A 20559-nucleotide genomic window follows, 5' to 3' on the forward strand; every position below is an offset into this window, starting at 1 on the left:
AGTTGAGCAATACCATGACGAATTAAGTACAGTTTCACAGTTTTGTTACCTGAATCTTAAGTCCGAATTCTGAATTTTTGAGTTTTGCACGGCGAATTAGGTGAATTAATAACTAATTCTTAATTCTCCATGCATGGTTCTGATAGTCAGTTAAATTGGGTTATCTTTGGGATTTACCAATTTCAGCAGCTTTTGCTTAATCTGAGAGTCGAATACTTCCCACTTCATTTTTGCATAACTAGAATTTTCATTACTACCTGACAAAAAACCCATTGGTATTTCAAACCCACCTGCACTGCTGCGTCCACCACCAAAAAAGCGTCCGCTACTATCTTGTCCAAAGGCTTCTTTGATGAATTCATCGGGATCTAAGGTGAGTTTAGTAGTTCTCAAGGAGCCAATTACAACTTCTAGTTCGTCATCTTCATCATGGACAATACCATAAACTACTGCGGTGTGTACATTTTCTTCGGTAACGAGAAAATCGGCAGCTTGGGGAATTGCATCCCGGTCATCGTAACGTAAGTAACCTACACCAGCAATGGAAAAGTTATTTTGGACTATACGATTTTTTAGCGATCGCTCGATCACATCCATGACTCGTTTGGAGCGATTTGCTTGGAGGATGGCTTTGAGGATTTGAGCGTCATAGAATCGACTCAAATAAGCCGCCGCCATAAAATCTTCTTCTTTGGCTTGCATGAGTCGATTAGTATCTGAATGCAAGCCATGCATTAATGCTGTAGCACACTTAACATGTTGGCTACTACTGCTGTCTAAGGGTAATAATCCTGTCTGTAAATATTGGGTTAAAATTGTGGCTGTAGCTCTGATTGAAGGACGAATATCCACAAATTCGTAGTTCAAATCTTCTTGCAAGTTATGATGGTCTATAACTACTCGCAATGGGATTTTTGCCTGTTGTAACACTGGCATTAGTTGGCTGGTAGTTCCTTGATTATCAATCAGTACTAACCCTTGATATAGTGACAAGTCTTTGCTTTTTAATGTTTGTAAAGTCCAACGTTGAGCAGGTAGACTTGTGAGCCGGACTAGAGCAATGTTTTCTTGGTGACTCAGGGTTCCAGCATAAATAATTTCAGCCTTGATATCATACTGTTGAGCAATTAGTTGGTAAGTCCAAGCTGAAGATAAAGCATCAGGATCGGGAAAATCTTGGAGGATGATTAGCTGACGCTCGTGGGAATATTTTGAGAGTAGTTCACGTAATTCTTCGGCTTTCTGCTGTGCCTGTAAATTGCCCCGTATCAGAGTTGAACTACTTTCTGGGACTACAGATGCAGTGTGAGAGTTCTGGGTAAGCTTAGCTTCAACTGTTTTTTTTATATCTGTTTCCCCATTTTCCGAAGAAGACGAAGACATATCATTGGTTTTGGATGATATATTTTCAAGCTGATGAAAAGAAGGGTTTAATTGCATATGAATGTTTATTATTTAGTGTGAAGCCGTATTTCTTGTTTAAGTCAAGAATATAGCCTGCTCGTGGCTAGTTTTACCACGCACTAAGATCTTCGCAAAAATATTTGTATGTGGCATCACGGATACCCGTATATTTGCAATTTTTTCGTTCCTTGCTCAAACAAAATCTTAAATATAATTTAATCACGAAACAAAGATACTATCAAAACAATGCGGGAGGACTTCATCCCCTGCCTTTTAAGGCTACGGTGTACACAGAAGTCTTCAAATCCCACCTGTAAGCGGCTTTTGAGCTCAGACGAAAATCGCTCAAAGCCTGTCATTGCGAGCGAAGTGAAGCAATCCCAGCACCTTGCGATTGCTTCGTCGTTCCTCCTCGCAATGACGATTTAACGAGGTTTTAACCCCCGAAACCTATGCGGAGCCCACTTGTGTGTACACGTGAAGCCTTTTAAGGAGGGGATGAAGTCCGACTCGCAGGACTTTAGTCCGGCGTTTTCAGTGATACCATAGAAAAAGGTTATGCTAACCCAGGATGAAAAACTTCAAAAATAAAACGTGTTAGCAGAACTGGGAAACCCAAAAGTAGCCGTACAGCCTAGAAATAGGTCGAGGCGGGTAGGACTGTTTGAGCCAGTCAAAGCCCCTTTAGGGCAGAACAACGTTAGGTCGTGCGGCTTTAGTCCATGTAGTAACAACAGTTCGGAATCCTGGTTTTTCAAAGCCAGGAGAGTTCAAGGGAACTCCAAAATAAAAAATATACCCTAGTTATCCAGATGATATAATAGAGAATTTTTGCCCATAAAAATCAATTAGGGCCTGCTAAAAAAGTTTTTATGGGCTTTCATCGAGATTCGTTGTCATCACCAACAATTACATGCCAATCACATATTTTTGCCACTCTCCATGTAAGCCACTCTTCAGATGTTTACTCACTTCAAAGTATAGGCTGCTGTAAGGGCGACGAGGTTGATGACGTAACAGCATATGTGCCTCGTGTGGTGTCCTACTTCCTTTTTTGACATTGCAGCGAACGCAAGCAGTTACCATATTTTCCCAGCTATCTCCTCCTCCGCGCGATCGCGGTACTACATGGTCTAATGTCAATTCGTCCCCGGTGTAACCACAATATTGACAAGTGTGACCGTCACGGTGCAATATATTTCTTCTAGTCAAAGGAATTTCTTTGTAAGGCACTCGCACATAGTGACGTAGCCGGATTACCGTTGGCAGTGGAAAGTCTGTGTAAACCATTTTTCCATTATGCTCAATCCGCTCAGCTTTGCCTTTGATTAGGAGCACTGTAGCTCTGCGCCAGCTAGTGATGTTAAGCGGCTCATAAGAGGCGTTTAGTACTAAAACCTTCACCATTGATGAACTCTCAAGGTATTAGTTTTAAATAATCTTAACACGAATGGAAGTGGCTTTGGTTATGAGAATAATTTATACACAGATAATGGATCTGATGTTATTTTGCAGCAAAGTTTTATCTAGTAAGGTTTTAGGGGTTCTTGACTACTTCAATTCTCGGATTTCATCAGGGTGGTATTTATCAAAAAAATCTGATCGATATATTTTGCTAAATTTCTTGTCCTATTCCTGAATCAAGGGTAAACTTCCTGATTAATTCAAAAAGGTTCCAATGTAGGAAGTTTCTCTGTGGTGTGAGAGGAGTGGAAAAATGTTAAGTCATCAAGAAACTAAAAATTCAGCTTTCCAGAAGCATTATGATAACTATGCCTGGTGTTCCCAGAGAGCTTGGATTGAAATTGATATTGCAGCTTTATCCTACAATGTCAAGCAATTACGCCAGTTATTATCCCCCCATACTCAGTTAATGGCAGTGGTTAAGGCTGATGCTTACGGACATGGAGCTATAACAGTCGCCCAGACAGCTTTAGAAGCTGGTGCTAGCTGGTTAGGTGTAGCTACGGTTCCCGAGGGGATGCAGTTACGAGAATCTGGCATTGATGCCCCAATTTTAATTTTAGGTGCTACCCATACGTTAGAACAAATTCAAGCGATCGCAGAATGGCAACTTCAGCCTACTTTATCTAGTCCTCAACAGGCTCTCATATTTTCCACTGCTTTAGAAACTATTAAAGGTTCTTCTCCTATCCCTGTTCACATCAAACTGGATACGGGTATGTCGAGATTGGGGACTCACTGGGGACAAGCGTCTGAGTTTGTCCAGTTGGTACAAGGTTTACCTCAATTACAAATTGCCAGTATTTATTCTCATTTAGCTACAGCAGATAGTGAGGATACAACGGTAATGAAACAACAACATGCTAGATTTGAGTCCGCGATCGCTCAACTGAAAGCTTTGGGAATTGCAGCACCATGTCTACATCTAGCTAATTCAGCAGCAACGATGAGCGATCGCTCGTTACATTACGATATGGTTAGGATTGGTTTAGGAATTTATGGGTTATATCCAGCACCCCATTTAAATGATACTGTCAATCTGCGATCAGTATTACAAGTCAAGGCAAGGGTAACTCAAGTAAAAACGATTACTGCTGGTAGTGGTGTAAGTTACGGTCATACTTTTATCGCACCTAATAATATGCGGATTGCTGTAGTAGGTATTGGCTATGCAGATGGCGTACCTCGTAATCTTTCTAACAAAATGCAGGTAATAATTCGCGGGCAAAGAGTGGCACAAATTGGTAATATTACTATGGATCAAATGATGTTAGATGTCAGTAATATTCCAGGGATACAGGCAGGAGAAGTAGTGACTTTATTAGGTAAAGACGGAGAGGAAGAAATTTCTGCTAATGATTGGGCAGAAAAATTAAATACCATATCCTGGGAAATTCTCTGTGGATTTAAGCATCGCTTACCTCGTTTGGCTTTGACCTAGAAATTTAGCGATCGCTTATTGCCATTATCCAATAACTCGTTGGAAAATCATATTTTTGATTGCTTGTTCCAAACTACCATGCTATATTGATTTACTGATGCGGATGTGGCGGAATTGGCAGACGCGCTAGATTTAGGTTCTAGTGCCGTAAGGCGTGAAGGTTCAAGTCCTTTCATCCGCATTTATAAATAAATTCCAACTCCATTTGTCTCGAGCGATTAGTTTGTAGTGGCATATTATTTGTCACTATGAAAAATAAAATTGGTGCGAATGAAGAAAAATCTCGCACCATCCCATCAATACACGACACCTTTCCTAAACTTTCATCAGGAGAAATCCGCGTTAAAGAAGCCGAGAAATTAGTAAAGGTAATTAAAGTAATTAAAAAACAATAAATTATACAAGAAGCAATGGAAGTTTTGATGGCACATTTAGAACCATCTAAAGAATTGAAATTTTGGTCAGCTTGTAAATTAGGGGAAGGAGATTATCTCAAATTTAAAGATAAGCTGTTTGAAAAAGAAACCGTTGCTAGTCTTTATGAAAAAATAGAAGTATATCAAGATTTTCAATGAATACTTTTAATGATCATAATGAATTTTGAACGATGCCAACGTGTAGTTTAAAGATGCGATTTAACCGAACAGAAAGAAAAAATAATTTTGCAACATTGGTTGATTTTATCCCTACTTATTTATTCTGTTGCAAAACAGCCAAAACCTTAGCCAAATTGCCTGTTAACAAAGCTTGTTTATCTAAACATAAACCGGGGAAAACTTCACTACAAATCATGCCTTAATCATTAACTTTTAACTGAACATATTTACCTTCAACGAGGCGAAACCAATCTAAATCTTGCTCATAAACTCGCCACACAATATATTCTTGTACTTGCGTCGGTAAACCCCAACTTATCCCGTAAATCATAAGAAGCACTAGAAGCAGCAATCTCGGCAATTAACTCTGGCGCACCTTCCACATAGCCGTCTTCATTAATAGTTGATTGCCCATCTTCTCTTCTCAGTAGTGCATCAGGTTGAGGTTCATTTTCTGCATCAAGACGCACCGTGCAATTATCCCCTAATTCAATTCCAGATGTAGTAGACCAATAAGCTCCCAACCAAGTAATAATACGAGCATGAGGGTTGCCATGCTTTTTAATTCTTAGGGGTGATGCCATATAAACAATTCCTTCAATTAATTCTGCCTTTTTAAGGTTCGGCATTTTTTCGTAACGATATTCAAATTCAGCACGAGTTAATTGCTCTCCATTTTCCAGAGGTGGAATTGTAATTACTTCTGAAGTCATAATAATTTACCCAGGAAATAGTACTATTACTTATTGCTTATTACTTATTAATTCTTTCAAAACATTATCGGCGTGGGATTCATCATCTCTTCTGACAGCGCTGCCCACAAATAGCCCATTTTCACAGGTACATTATACAATCTTCCTGCCCCAAACCTCGAGCAAAGGTCAAACAGTAAGCAGCTTGATGCGAAGCTTCAGAAATATCTCTGACAGATTATCGACTCCCGATTGCAATCAAGACAGTCGCTACATCTGATTTAGGATTAACATAGGAATATTTGACTCCTTCTGGAAGGCTGGGAAAATTCTCGCCTTGTAGATATAAGTTGCCTAGGTTGAATACCTTGGTAGCGATCGCTCATAATCATATAACTCAGATCCTTCTATTTCTAATATCAATACTGTGACAGAACCTGGAAGCTACAAAGATACGGTAAATCTCCCCAAAACAAAGTTTGATATGCGAGCAAACGCCATCAAGCGGGAACCTGAAATCCAGAAATTTTGGGAAGATAATCAAATTTATGATCGCCTTTCCCAAGAAAACCCAGGGGAATTATTTATACTGCATGATGGACCACCATATGCTAATGGTACTCTCCATCTGGGTCACGCTTTAAATAAAATCCTTAAAGATATTATTAACCGCTACCAGCTATTAAAAGGACGTAAGGTTCGTTATATCCCCGGTTGGGACTGTCATGGTTTACCCATTGAACTCAAAGTTCTACAAAAAATGAAGTCTGCAGAACGGCAAAACCTTAGTCCTTTGGGATTGCGACAGAAAGCCCAAGAATTCGCTCGGAAGACTGTAGAGGAACAACGGGAGAGCTTTAAACGCTATGGGGTTTGGGGTAATTGGGAAAACCCTTATTTAACTCTGAAGCCGGAGTACGAAGCCGCACAAATCGGTGTTTTTGGTCAAATGGTGTTAAAAGGCTATATCTACCGAGGACTAAAGCCAGTTCACTGGAGTCCCAGTTCTAGAACTGCTTTGGCGGAAGCGGAGTTGGAATATCCAGAAGGACACACTTCCCGCAGTATCTATGCTGCTTTTCCGGTGATTAGTTTGGGGAATGGTGTATCACATTTGGCTGAGTATTTGCCGGATTTAGCTGTGGCTATCTGGACAACAACTCCCTGGACTATTCCCGGTAATTTGGCGGTGGCGGTGAATCAGGAGTTGAATTACGCGGTGGTGGAAGTCTCACAAGAAGGCGCGGAGACGCAGAAATTTAAATATTTGATTGTTGCTGCTGATTTGGTAGAGAGTCTGGCTGAGACTTTGGGATTACAGTTAACCGTAAAAACCACATTTAAGGGGCAAAATTTAGAACATTCAAGTTATAAGCATCCTTTGTTTGACCGAGAAAGTCCGGTGGTGATTGGTGGTGATTACATTACTACGGAGTCGGGTACGGGGTTGGTGCATACTGCTCCCGGTCACGGTCAAGAAGATTACATTGTTGGGCAGCGTTATGGTTTACCGATTCTCTCTCCTGTGGACGATGCTGGTAAATTTACAGAGTCAGCAGGACAATTTGTTGGCTTAAATGTGCTGGTGGATGGTAACCAGGGAATCATTGATGCTTTGACGGAAGAAGGTTCTTTATTAAAAGAGGAAGCCTATAGCCACAAGTATCCTTATGATTGGCGGACAAAAAAACCGACGATTTTTCGGGCTACGGAACAGTGGTTTGCTTCTGTGGCTGGTTTCCGAGAAGAGGCGCTCAAGGCTATTTCTTCAGTCCAATGGATTCCGGCTCAGGGTGAAAACCGGATCACGCCAATGGTGGCGGAGCGTTCTGATTGGTGTATTTCCCGTCAGCGTAATTGGGGTGTACCCATTCCGGTATTTTATGACGAGGAAACCGGGGAACCCCTACTGAATGAGGAAAGTATTAGCCATGTGCAAGCTATTATTGCCGAGAAGGGTTCTGATGCTTGGTGGGAATTATCGGTAGAGGAATTGTTACCGGAAAGTTACCGAAATAATGGCAAATCCTACCGTAAAGGTACGGATACGATGGATGTGTGGTTTGATTCTGGTTCTTCCTGGGCATCAGTAGTTAAACAGCGTCCGGAATTGCGTTATCCAGCAGATATATATCTGGAAGGTTCGGATCAGCACCGTGGCTGGTTCCAGTCAAGTTTGCTTACCAGTGTAGCTGTAAATGGGATTGCACCTTACAAGACTGTGCTAACCCACGGTTTTACTTTGGATGAGCAAGGACGGAAGCAGAGTAAGTCTTTGGGGAATATAGTCGATCCTAGGGTTGTCATTAATGGTGGGAAAAATCAAAAGCAAGAACCTCCCTATGGTGCTGATGTATTGAGGCTGTGGGTGTCTTCGGTAGATTACACCTCGGATGTACCCTTGGGTATGAATATCCTCAAGCAAATGGCGGATGTGCGGCAAAAGATTCGCAATACAGCCCGGTTTTTGTTGGGTAATTTACATGATTTTGACCCGCAAAAGGATGCAGTTCCCTTTGAGGAGTTACCGGAATTGGATCGGTATATGTTGCATCGGATGACGGAAGTTTTCAGCGATGTGACCAAAGCTTTTGATAATTACCAATTCTTCCGCTTTTTCCAAACGGTACAGAATTTTTGTGTAGTCGATTTATCCAACTTTTACTTGGATGCGGCTAAGGATAGATTGTATATTAGCGCACCGGATGCTTCCCGTCGGCGCAGTTGTCAAACAGTGTTGCAGATTGCCTTAGAAAATATAGCACGAGCGATCGCACCTGTATTATGTCACATGGCAGAAGATATCTGGCAGTTTTTACCCTATGAAACCCCCTATAAATCGGTTTTTGAAGCTGGTTGGGTACAGATAGAGGATAAATGGCAGAATCCAGAATTAGCTGTTTTTTGGGAAAAAGTACGGCAAATTCGTACCGAAGTAAATAAGGAGTTAGAGCAGCGTCGAATTGAAAAGGTTATCGGCTCTTCTCTAGAAGCCAAGATAAAACTTTATGTTGGTGATGAGAAATTGCGTCAACGTTTACAAAATCTGAATCCCAATTCTCATAGTTCAGCTGCAAAAAGTAATGGAGTAGATGAATTACGTTATCTATTTATAGCTTCTCAAGTTGAACTACTGGAGTCTCCATTGACTGATTTGCTTGATGTTGATCCTGACAAAACAGAAATTGAAGTTGTCAAAGCAGAAGGGAAAAAATGCGATCGCTGTTGGAATTACTCCACCCATGTGGGAGAATCATCAGAGCATCCCCTACTGTGCGAACGTTGTGTTGATGCTTTAGCTGGGGAGTTTTAACCTTATATATACCATTTTGAAACAAGAATGGTAAAGATGGGTAGGGGCAGGGCATCGGTCAATCTTTAAATATATAAAAGTATCTTACTGGTGCCGTGCCTTTACGAATAATTTGTATGTTGCAACATTATTTGAATTGATATTATTACTTATTACTTGTGCGTAGTGCTATAAATTCCTCTGCCTAGAATTTCAATCTTTCTCTTAAACTAGCTGGAGCAAGATAAATAATTATTTTGCCACGTTAATCTTGTGGTGCAAAATGTGAATAAAGGTACTAATGACCAATAAAGATTGTTTTCTAATGTAGAATAACTCCAGAATCTAATACCAATTTGCAAAAAGACTGGGATAAATAGATTGTTAGAACACAAATACAGAAGGTGATTCTCAATCCGAAATCCAAAATCCAAAATCTAAAATGGTATGAGGAGTGCATTCATGATTAATCAGCAATTAAAAAGGTTCCTATTTTTCATTTTTGTCAGTTGTTGCTTTTCTGTGGGCATTGGCATCGGATTTTTTATCCGTTTTGGTCAATTGCAACCATCTCATGCAAGCACTAATAATAGTAAATTAGCTAAAGCTTCCAAATCATTCCCAGATTTCCATAAGTTACCCCCTTTCGTCCCCGAACCTAATTTTGAAAAAACTATCAATATCCAAGCAGTTGGAGATATAATTCCAGGAACTAATTTTCCTAATTACAGACTTCCTCGTAATAAAAATCGCTTGATTCGACCATCTGTTAGGAAATATTTAAAAAGAGCCGATTTATTATTTGGTAACTTTGAAAGTACTCTGACTACCCATCCCTATAGTCCTAAAAATATAAGCAGAAAAAAAGTATTTGCTTTTCGTTCTCCACCAGGCTATGCCAAATTATTTGCTGATGTGGGTTTTGATGTACTCAACATCGCTAACAATCATGCCTTCGATTTTGGTAAGGTAGGATTTCGGGATACAATGCGAAACTTTGCCAATTCTGGTATTCAAACAGTTGGTCATAAAAATCAAATTCTTTTTTTAGATAAGAAAAATATAACTGTTGCCATGATTGGTTTTGCTCCTTACAAAAGGTACAATTCCATCCACGATTTACAAGCTGCTTCAGCTTTGGTGAAAGAAGCAAAAAGTAGGGCAAATATTGTGGTTGTATCTATGCATGTAGGAGCAGAAGGAACCAAAGCACTGTATGTGAAGAATAAAACTGAGTATTTTTATGGAGAAAATCGGGGTAATAGCATTAAGTTTGCTAGAACTATGATTGATGCGGGAGCAGATTTAATCCTTGGACATGGGCCCCATGTACCCAGAGCAATGGAGATTTATCAGGACAAGCTCATTGCCTATTCTTTGGGGAATTTTTTAGGATACCGGACTTTATCTACAAGGGCACAAGCTGGTTATTCGATGATTTTAGAGGTTAAGCTGAATCAGTGGGGCAATTTAGTTGGCGGTAAAATTATACCTGTACGGATGACTCGTAGAGGCACACCTTATATCGACCAATATTTTCGGACTGTGGGATTATTGCGTTACTTGAATAGAAAGGCTTTTCCTCATAAGCAATTAAAAATTAATCGGTTAGGCGAAATTGTTGTTAACAAAGCTAGTACCGCAAAGGGAAAGTTATAGCGCTACCCGCAAGTAATAAGTCTTTTGGTGGGAGTAGGGAGTAGAGTAGTTCCAGCCTCTTTATTCCTATTCTTTTTGCCATCCAAAATAACAGATGCAAGGATTTTAAACCTAAAATCCTAATTTCTTTGCATGCCCTTCCCCAATGAAATAGCCTCAAAGCATTGATAAATCAATATTTTTCAGTTATTCAGCAGACCCTAAGTAACAAATGATAAGTGATTCACCGCAATAGCTTACTTATTACTTATTACTTAATTAAGCTCCTTTAGTTAACTGAACTTGTTGCTTACCTAAAACTTCTTCATAAAGCATTTCCAACTGAGTAATATTATTGCTGAGAGTATAGCGTTCAATTACCCTTTGTCTGGCTTTTTGTCCCAATAAGGTAGTAATTTCTGGATGATCCTGGAATAAAGGTAATAGGGTTCTGAGTTGCGATCGCGTGGTTCTAGTATCCAAAACTACACCAGCACCATGTTCTAATACTTCTCCATCAGCACCCACATTAGTGGCTAAACAGGCTATACCACAAGCCATTGCTTCTAATAGAGATAGGGATAATCCTTCCACGAGTGAAGGTAAAATAAATACATCTGTTCCCCGTAATATTTCGATGCGTCGATTCTCATCAGCAATAAATCCTAACCAAATTACCCCATGCTCTGAACCATAAAAAGTTTCTAAGGAAGGCTTTAAGGGGCCATTGCCAACTACCAGCAGTTTACTGCCTTCAGACATTTCTGCATGTTTCCAGGCACGTAGTAAAGACTCCACGTTTTTTTCTGGTGAAATTCTTCCTTGGTAAACAAACAAGCGTTCTGCTTGAAATTCTGCTTTAATATTGGAAATACCGGGAGAATATTTGATGGCATTCACACCATTGGGGATAACAGCAATTTTTGGTTCCGGTACGCTCAAACGGGCTAGCAGCTCTCTTTGAATTTGGGAAAAGACGATCACCCGATCATAATTACCTAAAAAGGGCGCGTAAAGTTGATAAGCTAAAAACTGGGTTCCTGATACTAGTTTTGCCCCTTTCGCAAATGGTGTGTGGAAAGTGGCAATTAAAGGAATATTCAGTTCTTCACAAATCTCTGGGAGTATAAAGTCTAGGGGAGACAGAGTCAAAGATGCGTGGACTATATCTGGCTTAAGATTACGTAGGGACTGGGTTAATACCTTAGTCGCTTTCAATGTGGGGATAGTGTATACCTGAGATTTATATATGAATGGTAGGGACACTTCCGGACAATTGGGCCAGTTATCTACTTGGGATTCTTCTTGGGCGAAGTGAAGAAAGCTAACTTGATGTCCTCTGTCGAGCAGAGAATTCGTAATTTCTCGACTGTAGGTGACATTGCCACAAAAAGGTGACTTTTTTCCAATCCAGGCTATATGCATTCTGAACTTTGTTTACTCGGAAAGTGGGATAATTTGAGTCGGCTTGCTATGCATGAGTGTTATATTTTAAACATAATCACATGTCATATACTGATGATTTATTGATCAATAAAAGCTGCTATAACCCACTTAAATATAAATTTATAAGTTAATTTAAACAGTAATTATCTTGATTATATTGTGGTTTGTTTCTTGATAACATTCAATATTTTTATTAATCTACTGAATTAAAATTCAATAGTATAGGATGGCAACATAGTTATTTAAATTTCTTTTCTCTCCTTAATTTAGAGAGATAATGGTTTATTGATAAATTAATCTTAGCATAAAGCGGAGCTAATTTTCTGCAAACGGTATTGCATACATTCGTAATTATTTGTATTTTAGTTGATAATTAACTATGGGAGTTATACCAAGTAAATAGTCTCCCTGACAATACTAAGAAGGCTAATGCTAAAAAAATAGCCTTTAATCCAATTAAACTTTCAACTATTCCTACTAATGCTAGAGGTAATGAAAGGGCAATATTAACTACATTGTTTTGCAATCCAAAAACTTTACCTCGCATTTCTGAAGGAGTTTCCATTTGAATAGTTGTTTGCATGGGAATTCCTACCAATGCTCCTCCTAATCCTAGTAAGGCGACTAACATAATAATGACCCAGACTTGTTGGCTTAATAATGATAGTCCCACTAGGGATAAGGTCATGGCAACACAGCCGAATAAGCTTAAGCGAGTATGGGAAAAGCGCTCACCAAATTGACCGAGAATGGCTGCTCCCAGGGCAATACCAACACCACCTGCTGCTAACAAAAAGCCAAATTGTTCTGCTTTTAAACTAGGAATTACTTCTGCTATGCGTACCGCTAATACGGTTAAAGCTGCGAAGACAGAAAAGAGGATGGTGAGTTGAATTAGGGCATTACGGATGCTGACATTAGTTTTGAGATAGCGCCAACCATCACGGAGATCGGCAAAAACATGTGGTTCTGTTTCGGTCTTAATTTTTACCTCTTCCTGGGTATTTAAAAGTAGTAAAACTAGTCCTGCGATCGCATAACTACCACCCACAATAATTTCTTTGCCTAACTCCCCACTACCACCAATTATTGACCACAGGTTATCGGCGGCAGCTAATACGGGTTCCCCAATGGCAAAACCAATGATTATGGATGCCATCATTGTGGTTGTATATAATGAGTTGGCTGATAGTAGGTGATGTTCTTCTACGATTAAAGGAATTGTCGCCTGTTCTGCGGGGGCAAAAAATTGAGTTAAGGTAGAAACTAAAAAAGTGACTGCCAAAATCATCACAAAACCCACTGGTAATAACCCGACAGGTTGCCAATCATGTGTTAACCACAACAATGAAGGAATTGCCAAAACCAAAATTCCTCGCCATATATTTGTTGCCACCAGTACTGCTTTTTTTGACCACCTATCCACAAATACCCCAGCCACTGAGCCAAAGAGAACAGCAGGTATTGTAAAGGCAATCATCAGTGCTGACACCCACCCACTAATAGTTTGTCCCCCTGATTGAAATTGATTGTTAATTAAGGCAATCATCAACACTAAATACACCTTATCTGCCAGCTGGCAAAAAACTTGTCCTCCCCAAAGTGCAAGGAAATTAGGATTTCTCAGAACTGGCAAAAATCCTTTTTCTGGCAAACTAGTTGATGTAATTTTCTCATTGCCGTTTTTAGCATTTATATCTGGTGTTTTTCCATGACTGGAGTTTGGTGTAATATCTCCGGGTACATCACCATTGCTATCTTCATTCGATGGGGATATTTCTTCTGTTTGATATTCTTCCTGGCTAGAAATATCTCCCAGCTCTTGGTTCTCTAATAAAGTATTAGTAAGATCGGGAGAAATCTCTTCAGGAGAAATATCTGGATTTTGGATGCTATTAGAGGTGTTTGTGGGAAATAAATGCAGGTAATTTGTAGTTTGAGAATTGGAACTGTCAATTTGATTTGAGTGTTTGCTGGGCAATCGCGGCAGGTTGTTGTTATTTAGCTCTGGGGGTTGGATCATAATTTAGGGGCAAAATAAGAATCTATTAAGACAGCAGAACGAATGGGACGACCAAAATGGTACTGAGCATATTGACGTAAAACTTTTTCTACAAATAACCAGCTATCATCTCTGGCTGTATTTTTTACTATTATCTCTGGTTGCCGCAATTGTTGGAGTTTGGCAAGTTGCTGGGCATTGAGATGATGGGAAAGTTTGGGTATTTCTGTCAGATGGAAAATGGTTTCATAGTCAAGGTGATTAGACTCATTTGCAGAGATAGGGCCATAATTTCCTCCTGATTCCATTGCCACTTTTGTCATTTGTTTTGAGGCCTGTTTCTTTAAATTTTCCCATGCTTGTAGACAAATAGTACCTCCAGAATTGATACTAAATCCTACTCGCCAGTAAGGATTCGTAAATTCTGGTATTAATGGACGCTGGGTAAGACAACAAGCTTGTACTTGGGGTGTAAGTCCGGCAAAGGCTAGTAATTGAAATATACCATGATCTAAATAAGCTAATACTCCTGAGGATTCATCATCAGATAGTCCTTGCAAACGGCTAAGATGAGCATTAATTAACTCATACAGTTCTATTTGAGGTTGTTCGCTTAATGCCTGTAACAAAACCATCTCGGCTAAATACTGACTGGCTGCTAATTTCCCTAAGTTCTTAGCTAAACCTGGATAAGATGTAATAGTTTGTGCTTGGGTAATTCTATCAAGCGATCGCCCTTTAGCAATTAGTAATTCATTCACCACAAACATACCGCTCCTACCCCCTAGCCTAGAAAGAGGCTTACGCGCTCCTGGAGCAATAACACGAATCAGACCTAATTCTGGGGTCAAAATTGTGACAATCCGATCTGACTCACCAAATACCTGAGTTTTAAGATTAATTCCAGTGACTTTATACGTTTTACCCATTCGTTATTTGTAATTGGTCATTGATCGCCAATTTTGTGTTGTTATTAACAACTTAAATGACTACTCTCCCTTTCCTAGGGTATCGCGTTGATGGAGCAAATCTACACTGCGAGATGTGCCTAATCTGGTAGCACCAGCCATAATCAAGTCGAAGGCTTGCTGGATAGTACGAATACCCCCAGAAGCTTTAATACCTATGGTGTCTTTGACCACAGTTTTGAGCAAGGTTACATCAGCAACCGTAGCGCCACCATACCAACCTGTACTAGTTTTGATAAATGCTGCTCCTGCATCCATACTTATTTCTGCTGCTAGCTTTTTTTCCCCATCAGTCAACAGACTAGTTTCCAAAATTACTTTGACTGTTTTCCCTGTTTCTTGGCAAATGTCTGCTATTTCCCGATGGATTTCGCTGGTTTTACCAGTTTTCAACCACCCCAAATTAATGACTACATCTAGCTCCGTAGCCCCATTTTCCACTGCTTCTTGTGCCTCATAGAGTTTGACGGTGGAAGTTGTAGCTCCACTGGGAAAACCAATTACTGTACAAACTTGAGGCTGTTTGCCATGAAGCAGCTCTGCTGCTTGTTTGACATGGATGGGATAAATACAAACTGCGGCAAAATTAAATCTGTCTGCTTCTGCACACCATTGTTTGACTTGCTCTGGTGTGGCTGTTGGGTTTAGCAGGGCATGATCTATAAGTGGTGTAATATCAATATCTGGATAGTCCCCTGCCATTATTTTTTATATATTGCGTTAATGAAATTTATGACTAAATTTTACGAAATTTTAAGTTGTTTTGGGTAGATTAAATTATATAAGTAGGTAGGCGTAAAAAATTATCGTTTGGATAAGACAGGGGGCAGGGGGCAGGGAGCAGGGGGAAAAAGGGTTTTAGCCTTATTTACTTTTCTCCACATAGTTTGGTTTTATTGTGCCGACTTACTTATTTTTAGTCTTTTTGTTTGAATATGATCTAAATTAAAATCTATTTTAGATGTGTAATGCTTACGCCCTTGTCATTTCAGTTATCAGTTATCAGTTATCAGTTATCAGTCACTAGTGATTTTCCAAGGTGTGGGAGAAATCCAAAAAATCAATTCTCCAATTACTGGACTTAAACATATTTCTTGTATTTCTCCCGATAAATTCCAACTATCCCACTGCATTTTCTACTGCTATTATTCCCTCCTCAGAGGCTTCTGGTAATAAACGCTTCACCCCTTGTTTAACAAAACTTTGCATAAATGCAACCTGCTGGTTTTGTTGGAATACATTTTGCAAAGTTTGTCGTAACTTATCAATATTTAAGCCTGCATCAGTATTTACAGCGACTTCTTGCTGTTGGAAATATTCCACTAAACTTAAACCTGCTAATCGGGTGAGATATGCTGCGCTTAATCCTTCTGCTAAACCACCTGCAACGAATGTAATGGCATTGGTTTTGAGTACGGTGGTAATCGCCTTAGTTGAAAGTTCTACTAAACCGAGTTTCAACATCAAACCTCCCATTTCCCCAGCTACGGTTTTCGCTTGTTCCAGGGAGAATTTCTGTTGATAAATACCACCCAAATCTACTACCATTTGACCACTGATGGCTGCTGTTGCCACAACATCAAGTATGGGAATGGGATTGGCAAAGGCAGCTGCGGCGGCTATCCACTGATATTGTTCTATGATGGGCTGGGCGCGATCGCATCTAATCCTATTCAAGCAATCTTTAGCTTCAGTTTGCAACAATATGGCTTTTCTCATGGTACTTGCCCATACCAGTTGCTGTCCTCTCTGGGCAATAATGTCCCCTAATTGCTGGGTTAATTGCTGAATCTCTGGTGCTGGTTGTTCCATCCATTCTTGCACAGAGCCATCATCATGGTGTTTGCGGACTTTGATTGGTAAGGGAGATGGTGCGGCTGCAACCACTGGACAAGGGATCCGTTGTTGTAGGGACTGTAATATGCTAGCCCGTTCCTCTGGCAAATATTGATCTTGTTTGTTAAAAACCAGCATCAGTCTTTGCTGTGGGGCTTTTAGCTGCTGTAGAGTTTGAAATTCTGTATCCGTTAAATCCCCATTTGCGAGAAATAGGACGAAATCAGCAGCATTAGCATTGGCTAAAATGGTTACATCTGATGTTGCTGATCCTTCTACAAATAAGGATTGTGTTTCTTGGTATATTACCTGTTTGCCATTTTCTTGCTGCCATTTGGATTCTAAAGCCTGAATTAAGGTGGTTTTTCCTACTGACTTACCACCTGTAACAGCTAAGTTAATGTGTTGTCGAGCTAACTCAGTGTGTAACTGAGGAATTTGTGCTTTTACAGATGTGAGGTAGGATTCCTCAACCATATTCTCGGCTTCTTGCTGCAAGCGATTAATAACAACTTCTGCTTTAAATATGGCATTTTCTACAGTTTGGCGATCGCTTGGTAAAGTCTCTGTGACATCATCAGTTTTGGGGTGTTTGCGTTTCCACAACCACAAACCACCACTAACTACCACAAGACTCAAAATGCTAAATTCGCCCACTTGCACAATGGAATCGTACCAGCTTTGTAATATCCACAAGGAAAATGAGAGTGCCAATCCTCCTACTAAGATTGGTCGTTGCAACTTCACAACCATAATTCACCGCGCTTTATTGGCTAGTTTACTCCAGAATATCTTAAAAACTTGGGAATTTTCGATTCGATAATTAATTACCTATTAAATAAAAAGCCAAGAGCATAAATACTCCTTGGCTTCTAAACTTTCACGAGCAGTAATTCCTTGATGGTACAAGTACCTGGATTTATCCGTGGAAGAAATCCAAAATTCAAAATCCAAAATTGCATGACAGCTAGATTTTATTTATGGCGAATATTCTCGTAAATCTCCATGTATTCCTTAGCCGGATTATTCCAAGAGTAGTCATATTGCATACCTTGTAAGGCTAATTTGCGGAATTCTTTCGGATATACATACCATAAACCAATAGCTCGATCCATTGCAGATTCTAAAGCATTGAAATCTGTTTGATAGAACACATAGCCATTGCGTTCTTCTGGTGGTTTTTCTTCGTTATAATCACGGTCAAATACGGTATTTACCAATCCACCAACTCCCCGGACAATCGGCACAGTTCCGTAATTCAAACTAATCATCTGGGTTAAACCGCAGGGTTCATAATTACTGGGTACTACCATCATATCTGCCCCAGCATATATCAGGTGGGATAGTTCTTCATTGAAGCCAATTTCTAAATGAACATCAGGATTATTGTTTAAGTGATGTTTTTCATGCCAAAAATGAGAATTAATTCCCGCTTCAGTGGCAGAACCTAGCAAGATAAACTGGGCTCCTCTACTGAGAGCATAATACATGGCATGGTGAACTAGGTGTACGCCCTTTTGATTATCTAATCTACCAATGTAGGCAATTATGGGTTTTTCGCTCTCTCCTAGTAACAGTTTTTCCCGTAAAGCCTTTTTGTTATATAGTTTCTGGTCGAAATCTGTTTTACTGTAGTGATAGGGAATATAGCGATCTGATTCAGGATTCCAAAACTCATAATCGATGCCATTAAGCACACCTTTAAACTTCTGTTGGTGTAAATGTATGGTATGTCCTAAACCACAACCTACATCAGTATAGTGAGCTTCCCAAGCATGATTGGGTGAAACGGTAGTAACTGCATTGGAGTAGGTAATGCCACCCTTCATAAAGTTTAAAGCAAAGGGATTGAAATTATCCTGTAGTTTATTGTATTGAAAGTAGTATGATTCGTTGTGTAGACCAGTACCCCACAGCACATCTACACCACCTATACCTTGATGCTTAAAGTTATGGATGGTGTAACAAATCCTTTGGTTCCCCATACCATGATACTGATACATTTCATATAGCATGACTGGTAATAAACCTGTTTGCCAATCATGACAATGGATTATATCTGGACGTTTATTACTTTGGAGTAAAAATTCCATCGCTGCTTTACTAAAGAAAGCAAAACGCATATTGTCATCATTACAACCGTAATAGCAACCCCGATTAAAGAAATTATCTCCAGAATGGGGCTCAATAAAGAAACATAATCTGCCATGAACCCAACCACAGTAAACAGAACAGTGAATTGTTCCACCATACCAGGGCACCCACAAATCACGGTAAGCATCATGTAATCCCCAAATATGGTCGTAGCGCATACAATCATACTTGGGTAGAATTATCTCAACACAATTTCCCTGTAGCTCCAATTGACGGCTGAGTCCATAAACTACATCGCCTAAGCCCCCAGCCTTGATTACAGGAGCGCACTCCGAAGCAATCTGTACGATGTACATCCCCTACTCCTCGCCTTCACAAAAGTTCATGTACTATATTTTGACTCATTGTATGCAAGATTTGCTCATTGACATGAAAATTATTTTGTGTAGTTTGGGGATTTATAGCGCTACGCGCAAGTAATAAGTTTGCTGTTCATAGGTTTGGACCTTCAACAATGTCCTAATGTAACTGCGTAGTGCTATATTTGCGATCGCACTTGGGAAGTTGACTGTATTGAGATATTATTTCACTTAAGTTCGAGTTTAAAAAGCGTCATTTAAGTCATATTAAACAATAGTCTCATGTGAGCAGGAATTAATCTCAAATATTAACCTGAAGTTAATACTTATTTAACCTTTGATCACTAAAGTAATTGACCGAAGAATAAAAGGATACAAGATCCTGGATTTATTCAGTGGGGTCAATCCAAAATTCAAAATTGTGATAATAAATATTGTCTACTTAGTAAAATGCCGTATTTAATTGTCAAAGGTACATTCCATATCGTTGGCAAAAGTCCTGATGGTGACACAGTTTCCTTCCGACCATTTGACCAAGGACACTGGTTAAAATTAACCGGCAAACGTGTTCCTCGAATTAACACCAATGGTGATGTCTCCATCCGTTTTGAAGCCATTGATGCATTAGAAACTCATTATCGTGGAAAACCTTGGCTACCTGAGTATCATCAACCACTCAATTTTGCTAATCAAGCCCGCGATTTGATGCTAAGTTCCATTGGAATTGACCCCACAGCAGTTGTGTGGAGAGGAAACAGAGTTGTGAGTGCCCCAGATGGGACATCAGGATATATTGCCACCAATGGAATAGATTCATTTAATCGGGTAATTGCATTCGTATTTGCTGGAGAATCAACCATTGAAGATGGTAAGGATGATTTTTTCCTAGATCAGCAACTCCTCAGAGCCAGTGTGAACTACATCTTAGCCCAAGCCGGACTGGTTTATCCTACCTTTTACGCACCACTTTATCCTGACTTGCGTGATGCAATCTCTAATACTTGTGTTGAGGCTAATTTAAGGGGAAAGGGTTTATGGTCTAATGATGCCACTACATCAGGAGTGACAATACCTGATCCAGATAACCTCAATATAATTACCGATAAATATTGTATTTATCCCAAGTTATTTAGGCGGCTCATTACACACCTCAGTCAAAATGGGCAAGTGAGAAACTTCAAAGGTTTTCTCTACGATCTTGCTGACCCAACCGTGAGGATTGACAATTGTGAAATGGCTAAGTTTAGCCGTTTTATCACTGTGGATAAAGATGAAGCCAAGGTTTACTTAAGAGTTTCCCCAGAAAATTTGCTATTTGTACCCAGTT

14 protein-coding genes, 1 tRNA gene and 1 pseudogene are annotated in these 20559 nt (G+C 39.7%); 7 read left to right on the forward strand and 9 right to left on the reverse strand.

Annotated elements, in window-relative coordinates:
* Positions 1–150 precede the first annotated feature (150 nt).
* Positions 151–1440, reverse strand: coding sequence for a DHH family phosphoesterase (locus CALSC_RS19830; protein ID WP_088243008.1), 1290 nt, complete (start codon positions 1438–1440; stop codon positions 151–153).
* 873 nt (positions 1441–2313) lie between these two features.
* Positions 2314–2811 (reverse strand): HNH endonuclease, encoded by a 498-nt coding sequence (locus CALSC_RS19835; protein WP_088243009.1) that lies wholly within the window; start codon positions 2809–2811, stop codon positions 2314–2316.
* Positions 2812–3121: 310 nt separating this feature from the next.
* Here CALSC_RS19835 and alr point away from each other — a divergent pair, with 310 nt between their 5' ends.
* From alr to CALSC_RS27080, 4 genes are all read left to right on the forward strand, one after another.
* Entirely contained in the window at positions 3122–4309 is a 1188-nt protein-coding gene (alr, locus tag CALSC_RS19840) for an alanine racemase (protein WP_088243010.1), read from the forward strand.
* A gap of 99 nt (positions 4310–4408) precedes the next feature.
* A tRNA-Leu gene (locus CALSC_RS19845) sits at positions 4409–4490 on the forward strand.
* Positions 4491–4557: 67 nt separating this feature from the next.
* On the forward strand, positions 4558–4704 hold the full coding sequence (locus CALSC_RS26630; RefSeq protein WP_159460652.1) for a hypothetical protein: 147 nt from the start codon (positions 4558–4560) through the stop codon (positions 4702–4704).
* 15 nt (positions 4705–4719) lie between these two features.
* Positions 4720–4884, forward strand: coding sequence for a hypothetical protein (locus CALSC_RS27080; RefSeq protein WP_200817697.1), 165 nt, complete (start codon positions 4720–4722; stop codon positions 4882–4884).
* 115 nt (positions 4885–4999) lie between these two features.
* Here the strand turns inward: CALSC_RS27080 and CALSC_RS19850 are convergent.
* A pseudogene (locus tag CALSC_RS19850) lies at positions 5000–5618 on the reverse strand (Uma2 family endonuclease).
* Between the two features lie 406 nt (positions 5619–6024).
* On the opposite strand from CALSC_RS19850, the gene ileS reads away from it, so the two are divergent.
* Positions 6025–8910, forward strand: coding sequence for an isoleucine--tRNA ligase (ileS, locus tag CALSC_RS19855; RefSeq protein WP_088243011.1), 2886 nt, complete (start codon positions 6025–6027; stop codon positions 8908–8910).
* A 441-nt stretch (positions 8911–9351) separates the two neighbouring features.
* Positions 9352–10548 (forward strand): CapA family protein, encoded by a 1197-nt coding sequence (locus tag CALSC_RS19860; RefSeq protein ID WP_088243012.1) that lies wholly within the window; start codon positions 9352–9354, stop codon positions 10546–10548.
* Between the two features lie 258 nt (positions 10549–10806).
* On the opposite strand, the gene CALSC_RS19865 is transcribed toward CALSC_RS19860, so the two are convergent.
* From CALSC_RS19865 to glgA, 6 genes are all read right to left on the reverse strand, one after another.
* Positions 10807–11952, reverse strand: coding sequence for a glycosyltransferase family 4 protein (locus CALSC_RS19865; RefSeq protein ID WP_088243013.1), 1146 nt, complete (start codon positions 11950–11952; stop codon positions 10807–10809).
* 394 nt (positions 11953–12346) lie between these two features.
* Entirely contained in the window at positions 12347–13996 is a 1650-nt protein-coding gene (locus CALSC_RS19870) for an MFS transporter (protein WP_088243014.1), read from the reverse strand.
* A complete protein-coding gene (gene recO, locus CALSC_RS19875; RefSeq protein WP_088243015.1) occupies positions 13993–14904 on the reverse strand; it encodes a DNA repair protein RecO in 912 nt (303 codons plus the stop codon). Before recO ends, CALSC_RS19870 begins: the two co-directional genes overlap by 4 nt.
* 60 nt (positions 14905–14964) lie before the next feature.
* Positions 14965–15645 carry a deoxyribose-phosphate aldolase gene (deoC, locus tag CALSC_RS19880; protein ID WP_088243016.1) on the reverse strand — a complete coding sequence of 227 codons (681 nt, stop codon included), beginning with the start codon at positions 15643–15645 and terminating at the stop codon, positions 14965–14967.
* 417 nt (positions 15646–16062) lie between these two features.
* A complete protein-coding gene (locus CALSC_RS19885; RefSeq protein WP_088243017.1) occupies positions 16063–17532 on the reverse strand; it encodes a YcjF family protein in 1470 nt (489 codons plus the stop codon).
* Between the two features lie 221 nt (positions 17533–17753).
* Positions 17754–19229, reverse strand: coding sequence for a glycogen synthase GlgA (gene glgA, locus CALSC_RS19890; RefSeq protein ID WP_088243018.1), 1476 nt, complete (start codon positions 19227–19229; stop codon positions 17754–17756).
* Between the two features lie 453 nt (positions 19230–19682).
* Between glgA and CALSC_RS19895 the strand changes: the two genes are divergently transcribed.
* Positions 19683–20559 (forward strand): hypothetical protein (locus tag CALSC_RS19895; protein ID WP_088243019.1); only part of this gene is annotated, 877 nt, incomplete at its 3' end.

It is taken from the genome of Calothrix rhizosoleniae SC01 (assembly GCF_900185595.1).
GTDB lineage: Bacteria > Cyanobacteriota > Cyanobacteriia > Cyanobacteriales > Nostocaceae > Calothrix_A > Calothrix_A rhizosoleniae.

Excerpts from the sequence above, each read along its gene's own strand:
- CALSC_RS19830 (WP_088243008.1), bottom strand. The coding sequence starts at position 1,440 with ATGCAATTAAACCCTTCTTTTCATCAGCTTGAAAATATATCATCCAAA.
- CALSC_RS19835 (WP_088243009.1), bottom strand. The coding sequence starts at position 2,811 with ATGGTGAAGGTTTTAGTACTAAACGCCTCTTATGAGCCGCTTAACATC.
- alr (WP_088243010.1), top strand. The coding sequence starts at position 3,122 with ATGTTAAGTCATCAAGAAACTAAAAATTCAGCTTTCCAGAAGCATTAT.
- CALSC_RS26630 (WP_159460652.1), top strand. The coding sequence starts at position 4,558 with ATGAAAAATAAAATTGGTGCGAATGAAGAAAAATCTCGCACCATCCCA.
- CALSC_RS27080 (WP_200817697.1), top strand. The coding sequence starts at position 4,720 with ATGGAAGTTTTGATGGCACATTTAGAACCATCTAAAGAATTGAAATTT.
- CALSC_RS19860 (WP_088243012.1), top strand. The coding sequence starts at position 9,352 with ATGATTAATCAGCAATTAAAAAGGTTCCTATTTTTCATTTTTGTCAGT.
- CALSC_RS19865 (WP_088243013.1), bottom strand. The coding sequence starts at position 11,952 with ATGCATATAGCCTGGATTGGAAAAAAGTCACCTTTTTGTGGCAATGTC.
- CALSC_RS19870 (WP_088243014.1), bottom strand. The coding sequence starts at position 13,996 with ATGATCCAACCCCCAGAGCTAAATAACAACAACCTGCCGCGATTGCCC.
- recO (WP_088243015.1), bottom strand. The coding sequence starts at position 14,904 with ATGGGTAAAACGTATAAAGTCACTGGAATTAATCTTAAAACTCAGGTA.
- deoC (WP_088243016.1), bottom strand. The coding sequence starts at position 15,645 with ATGGCAGGGGACTATCCAGATATTGATATTACACCACTTATAGATCAT.
- CALSC_RS19885 (WP_088243017.1), bottom strand. The coding sequence starts at position 17,532 with ATGGTTGTGAAGTTGCAACGACCAATCTTAGTAGGAGGATTGGCACTC.
- glgA (WP_088243018.1), bottom strand. The coding sequence starts at position 19,229 with ATGTACATCGTACAGATTGCTTCGGAGTGCGCTCCTGTAATCAAGGCT.